This is a genomic window from Streptacidiphilus sp. MAP12-33, from assembly GCF_041261265.1.
In the GTDB taxonomy this organism is placed as follows: domain Bacteria; phylum Actinomycetota; class Actinomycetes; order Streptomycetales; family Streptomycetaceae; genus Streptacidiphilus.
The window spans coordinates 113,267-119,445 of record NZ_JBGCCA010000035.1; the positions used below are offsets into that span (position 1 = coordinate 113,267).

Below are 6,179 nucleotides of genomic sequence, written 5' to 3' on the forward strand. Positions count from 1 at the left end.
GGAGGCGACAGGGCCGAGCGGGCTCCCGGGCGGGAGCAGCCCCCGCGGGAGGCGGCGGCTCCGTCGCTGTCCTCGCTCACCCCCGCACCCGCAGGGCCGCGGCCGCACGGGACGGCGGGCTCGGGGCACGCGGCGGTGGCGGGAACGCGCAGTGTCGGGTCCGAGACGATGGGACACCCGGCAGGCCGGGACGGCACCAACGGCGCCCCCGTCGGCCACCTCCCGGGTGCCGCGAGTCTGCCCGCCCACCCGGTACCGGACGGCGCGGCTACGGAGGCCGGGACGGCCGAGGCCGAGGCCGTGGACGCGTCCGTCGCGGCCACCCCGGAGGCGTTCGACGCCCTCTACGCCGCCCTCGTGCCACGCCTGACCTGGCAGACGTACCTGCTCACCGGCAGCCGCCACCGCGCGGCCCACTGCGTGCGGCGCGCCTTCCAACTGGCCTGGACGAACTGGCAGGCCGTCAGCGCCGACCCGTCGCCCGAGGGCTGGCTGCGCGCCGCCGCCTGCGAGCTCGCGCTCTCGCCCTGGCACAGCGCAGGGCCGCGCGCACAGAGCGCGCTCCGCCTGCCGCACCGCCGCCTGCCGGGGGCCGACGTGGAGGACACGGAGCTGCCTCTCACCGCGCAGGACCGCGCGCTGCTCAAGGCACTCCAGCGGCTGCCGCGCCCGCAGCGCCGGGCGCTGGTGCTGCACGACGTCGTCGGGCTGGACTGGGCGCAGACGGCCGCCGAGGTCGAGGGCAGCACGCCGGTCACCTTCGGGCGGGTGGCGCGCGCCCGGCGCGCGCTGGCTCGAACCGTTCCGGGGATCGTCGGCGCGGACGCGGACGCGCCGGGCTTCGGGCGCCGCGTGGGCAGCCGACTGGAGGCGGTCGCGGTGCGCGCCTGCGCGGGGACCACGCCGCACGCACCGGCCGGCGTCACACGCACCCGCGCCCGGCTGCACGACGGGGGCCTCAGCCTGGCCGCAGGGGCGCTGACCGTGGCCATGGCCGCCTTCCTGGGCGGGTCCCTGGTGTGGGGCACGCCCCTGCATCCGGCGGAGCAGCCCGTGGTCCGGCATCCCACGCAGGCCACCGTGGGCGTGGCGGACGTCGCCCCGGCCGCGATGCAGCCGAAGCCGCTGCCCGCGGCCGAGCTCACGCCCTACGCCTTCGGAAACGGGATCATGCCGAAGCCGAAGTCGAAGCCCGCCTCGGACGCCAAGGTTCCACGCCACTCCGGCGGCTCGCACGGTTCCGGCTCCGGCGCGGACGCCGGCAGCGGTCACGGCCAGCCGGTCACCGGATGGGGCGCCTGGGCGGGTGCGGCCTCGGGCGGGCGCACCGCCCACGGCCACACGCACCAGCAACCCCCGTCCAAGAAGCACCACTGACGGCCGGGGCAACGTGAAGGGCCGCTCCCACCGAGGTGGGAGCGGCCCTTCACACACAGGTCAGCGCGGTGGTCAGCCGATCAGCTGACGCGCCAGGCGGGCGGTCTCGGACGGCGTCTTGCCGACCTTGACACCGGCGGCCTCGAGGGCCTCCTTCTTCGCCTGGGCGGTGCCGGAGGAGCCGGAGACGATGGCGCCGGCGTGGCCCATGGTCTTGCCCTCGGGCGCGGTGAAGCCCGCCACGTAGCCGACGACCGGCTTCGTGATGTGCTCGGCGATGTACGCCGCCGCACGCTCCTCGGCGTCGCCACCGATCTCACCGATCATCACGATCAGGTCGGTGTCGGGGTCGTCCTGGAACGCCTGCAGCGCGTCGATGTGGGTGGTGCCGATGACCGGGTCGCCACCGATGCCGACGGCCGAGGAGAAGCCGATGTCGGCCAGCTCGTACATCATCTGGTAGGTCAGCGTGCCGGACTTGGACACCAGGCCGATACGGCCGGCCTTGGTGATGTCCGCCGGGATGATGCCCGCGTTGGACTGTCCGGGGCTGATCAGGCCGGGGCAGTTCGGGCCGACGATGCGGGTCTTGCTGCCCTTCTGGTTGTTGTACGCCCAGAAGTTGGCGGTGTCGTGGACCGGCACGCCCTCGGTGATGACGACGGCCAGGCCGATCTCGGCGTCGATCGCCTCGATGACCGCGGCCTTGGTGAAGGCCGGCGGCACGAAGATGACGGAGACGTCGGCGCCGGTGGCCGCCATGGCCTCCTTGACCGAGCCGAAGACGGGCACCTCGGTGCCGTCGACGTCAACGGTGGTGCCGGCCTTGCGCGGGTTCACGCCACCGACGATGTCCGTGCCCGAGGCCAGCATGCGGCGGGTGTGCTTCATGCCCTCGGAGCCGGTCATGCCCTGGACGATGACCTTGCTGTCCTTGGTGAGGAAGATAGCCATTTTCGGTTCCCCAGCCCTTACTTCGCAGCCGCGAGCTCAGCGGCCTTGTCGGCCGCGCCGTCCATGGTGTCCACCTGCTGCACGAGCGGGTGGTTCGCGTCGGTCAGGATCTGACGACCCAGCTCGGCGTTGTTGCCGTCCAGACGGACGACCAGCGGCTTGGTGACGGCCTCGCCCTTGCTGGAGAGCAGCTCCAGCGCCTGGACGATGCCGTTGGCGACCGCGTCGCACGCGGTGATGCCGCCGAAGACGTTGACGAACACGGACTTGACGTCCGGGTCGCCCAGGATGATCTCCAGGCCGTTCGCCATGACCTCGGCCGAGGCGCCGCCACCGATGTCGAGGAAGTTGGCGGGCTTGACGCCACCGTGGTTCTCGCCGGCGTAGGCGACGACGTCCAGGGTGCTCATGACGAGCCCGGCGCCGTTGCCGATGATGCCGACCTCGCCCTCGAGCTTGACGTAGTTGAGGCCCTTCTCCTTGGCCTTCGCCTCGAGCGGGTTGGCGGCGGCCTTGTCCTCGAGCGCCTCGTGCTCCGGCTGGCGGAAGTCGGCGTTCTCGTCCAGGGAGACCTTGCCGTCAAGGGCGACGATCTTGCCCTCGCCGGTCTTGACCAGCGGGTTGACCTCGACGAGGAGGGCGTCCTCCTTGACGAAGACGACCCACAGCTTCTGCAGGACGTCGGCGACCTGGTCGGCGATCTCCGCCGGGAACTTGGCCGCGGCGACGATCTCGGCGGCCTTGGCCGGGGTGACACCCTCGACCGCGTCGACCGCGATCTTGGCGAGCGCCTCGGGGTTCTCCTCCGCGACGACCTCGATCTCCACGCCACCCTGCACGGAGGCCATGGCGAGGAACGTCCGGTTGGTCCGGTCCAGGAGGAAGGAGACGTAGTACTCCTCCTTGATGTCCGCCGTCTGGGCGAGCATCACCTTGTGGACCGTGTGGCCCTTGATGTCCATCCCGAGGATGGCCCGGGCCTTCTCCACGGCGTCCGCCGGGTCGGCGGCCAGCTTGACGCCGCCGGCCTTACCGCGGCCGCCGACCTTCACCTGAGCCTTGACGACGGCACGGCCGCCCAGCCGCTCGGTCACCGCAGCAGCGGCCTCCGGGGTGTCGATGACTTCACCGTCCAGCACCGGTACACCGTGCTTGGCGAAGAGGTCCCTCGCCTGGTACTCAAAGAGGTCCACGCGCGTCCGTCCTTGTGATCGCGACTGCTTGTCTTCCCAGCGTGCCGCACGGACCGATTCGGCGGGGTACGCGGGCCCTGGCAGGGACCTCGCGTCGGCGCCTTCGCTACGGGGAGCACACGGCAGCGTGGCACGCGGCATGTCCGTCTCGCAGGTTATCCCTGTCCGGGGGTCGGGGTTCACTCGAGGGCCCTCCACCGGCGGTGATAACCATCACAACGGGGGTACGCGGCCCCGCCGCCCCACCTGCGGCGAGGCTCCGCCGTCCGTTCGACGTCCGACCGCCGTCCTTCCGCCGTCCGTTCGACACGCGCCCGACACGCCCGGCGCACCGAGCCCGTCCGCGGCTCTGACGGGCCTCTTCGCACGTCCCACCGGGTCGCAAAGATCGGGATCAGCGGAACGGCCCGTGCGCCCCGGGCCCGACGGGTATAACGGATACGTCACAGCGAACGGTGGGCCGCCACCCCCTGTGCCCCTGGAAGCGGACGCACGATGCAGAGCAGCACGCACAGACCCGGCCTCGGTCCTGAGGGGACCGAGGTAGCCCCGGAGCCGGACCGGCCACACCCGCACGGCTCGCCCCTGGACACGCTGGACAGCCCCCCGAGGGTCCTCCCGCGCTCCACCCCTCCCTCGCCCGCCGCCGCACGGGCACACCCCGCCGACTTCTCCGAGCCCGCCCCCACAGCACGGGACCCAGGGCTGACGGACCCGGCGCCGCTGAACCTGGGGTCGTCGGACCCAGAGCCGTTGGGCCCAGGGTCGTTGGATCCGGGGTCGTTGAATCCGGGGGCGTTGGACCCGGCCGAGATGGGCAGCGCGCGCTCCACCTGGGCGATGGACCGGCAGGCCGCCGCCGCCTTCAGCGCCGAGACCGCGTCCGTGGCCCACGCCCGCCGCTTCGTACGGATCACTGCGGCCATGTGGCACCTGGAACCCGAGACACTCGCTGACACCGAGCTGTGCATGTCCGAACTGGTCGGCAACGCCGTCCGCCACACCACCAGCCGCCGCCTCGTCTGCCGACTGTGGAGCGCACGCGGCCTGCTCTTCGTCGAGGTCGACGACGAGGACGCGCACGACATCCCCCGCGTCGAACGGCCCGCCGAGGACGACGAGTGCGGACGCGGCATGCTGCTGATCACCACCTTCGCCAGTGCCTGGGGCTCCCTCCCGCACCCCGGCCGCGTGGGGAAGACCGTCTGGGCGGCCTTCCCCCTCCCCCGCTGACCGCGCCCACCGGCGCTCCGGCCCGGCGGCGGAGCGGCCCGGCGGCCCTACGTCTCCGGTATCGGCAGCGGGAGCTTCTGCAGGGCCGCGGCCATCACCTCGGGGAACAGGTCCGGCGTACAGGCGAAGGCGGGCGCGCCCAGGGCCGCCAGCGCGGCCGCGTGCTCCCGGTCGTACGCGGGCGCCCCCTCGTCGCTCAGCGCCAGCAACGCGACGAACTCCACCCCCGCCGCCTTCATCGCCGCCACCCGCTTGAGCATCTCCTCCCGGATGCCACCCTCGTACAGGTCGCTGATCAGCACCACCACGGTGTCGGCGGGCCGGGAGATCCTCGACTGGCAGTAGGCGAGGGCCCGGTTGATGTCCGTACCGCCGCCCAACTGCACCCCGAACAGCACGTCCACCGGATCGGCGAGCTCCTCCGTCAGGTCGACCACGGCGGTGTCGAAGACGACGAGCCGCGTGCGCAGCGACGGCATGGACGCCAGCACCGCGCCGAAGACCGAGGAGTGCACCACGGACGCCGCCATCGAACCGGACTGGTCGATGCAGAGGATCACCTCCTTCTTCAGTGCCTGCCGCGCCCGGGCGAAGCCGACCAGACGTTCGGGCACGACCGTGCGCCGCTCGGGCAGGTAGGTGCGCAGGTTGGCGCGGATGGTGCGGTCCCAGTCGATGTCTCGGTGCCGCGGCCGGGTGGTCCGAGCGCTGCGGTCCAGCGCTCCGCCGACCACGGACCTGGTCCGGGTCGCGATCCGCCGCTCCAGATCCGCGACCACCTTCCGCACGACCGCGCGGGCGGTCTCCCTGGTCGTCTCCGGCAGCGCCCTGCCGAGCGACAGCAGGGTGCCGACGAGGTGCACGTCCGGCTCGACCGCCTCCAGCATCTCCGGCTCCGTCAGCAGCCTGGTCAGCCCGAGCCGCTCGATCGCGTCCTGCTGCATCACCTGGACCACGCTGCTGGGGAAGTAGCTGCGAATATCGCCCAGCCACCGCGCCACCTGTGGCGCGGACCCGCCGAGCCCACCGCTGCGCGAACCCCCCTCCCCGGCCCGGGGCGCGTAGAGCGCCGCGAGCGCGCGGTCCATCGCGGCGTCCCGCCCGCTCAGCGAGCAACCCGTCCCGTCCGCGTCCCCACCGAGCACCAACCGCCAACGCCGCAACCGCTCGGCCCCCGGCACGCCCACGGGGGCGGAGGTGGCGACGGGTGCGGGCACGCCGGCAGGCTGGGCCACAGGCCCGGCCCCCGGCACGGCCCCCGGCTCGGACGCGAGGGCGAGCGGGGCCGCAGGCTCAGGCTCGGACGCGAGGGCGAGCGGGGCCGCAAGCTCAGGCTCGGACGCGAGGGCGAGCGGGGCCGCAAGCTCAGGCTCGGACGCGAGGGCGAGCGGGGCCGCAAGCTCAGGCTCGGACGCGAGGGCG

General features: G+C 73.2%; 5 protein-coding genes. 2 read left to right on the plus strand and 3 right to left on the minus strand.

The features are described from left to right. Positions 1–168: 168 nt before the first annotated feature. Positions 169–1,377 carry an RNA polymerase sigma factor gene (locus ABH931_RS30045; protein WP_370120046.1) on the plus strand — a complete coding sequence of 403 codons (1,209 nt, stop codon included), beginning with the start codon at positions 169–171 and terminating at the stop codon, positions 1,375–1,377. Positions 1,378–1,449: 72 nt separating this feature from the next. On the opposite strand, the gene sucD is transcribed toward ABH931_RS30045, so the two are convergent. Beyond that, complete coding sequence (sucD, locus tag ABH931_RS30050; protein ID WP_370120049.1) at positions 1,450–2,331, minus strand: succinate--CoA ligase subunit alpha; 882 nt, start codon at positions 2,329–2,331, stop codon at positions 1,450–1,452. 17 nt (positions 2,332–2,348) lie between these two features. Continuing rightward, entirely contained in the window at positions 2,349–3,524 is a 1,176-nt protein-coding gene (gene sucC / locus ABH931_RS30055) for an ADP-forming succinate--CoA ligase subunit beta (RefSeq protein ID WP_042456374.1), read from the minus strand. Between the two features lie 813 nt (positions 3,525–4,337). On the opposite strand from sucC, the gene ABH931_RS30060 reads away from it, so the two are divergent. Further along, positions 4,338–4,757, plus strand: a complete 420-nt coding sequence (locus ABH931_RS30060; RefSeq protein ID WP_370120051.1) for an ATP-binding protein — start codon at positions 4,338–4,340, stop codon at positions 4,755–4,757. Between the two features lie 47 nt (positions 4,758–4,804). Here the strand turns inward: ABH931_RS30060 and ABH931_RS30065 are convergent, their stop codons facing one another. Next, complete coding sequence (locus ABH931_RS30065) at positions 4,805–5,974, minus strand: VWA domain-containing protein (protein WP_370120081.1); 1,170 nt, start codon at positions 5,972–5,974, stop codon at positions 4,805–4,807. Between the last annotated feature and the right edge of the window lie 205 nt (positions 5,975–6,179).

Bases quoted from the DNA above. Each gene is read 5' to 3' on its own strand.
- ABH931_RS30060 (WP_370120051.1), top strand. From the start codon at position 4,338: ATGGGCAGCGCGCGCTCCACCTGGGCGATGGACCGGCAGGCCGCCGCC.
- ABH931_RS30045 (WP_370120046.1), top strand. From the start codon at position 169: ATGGGACACCCGGCAGGCCGGGACGGCACCAACGGCGCCCCCGTCGGC.
- sucD (WP_370120049.1), bottom strand. From the start codon at position 2,331: ATGGCTATCTTCCTCACCAAGGACAGCAAGGTCATCGTCCAGGGCATG.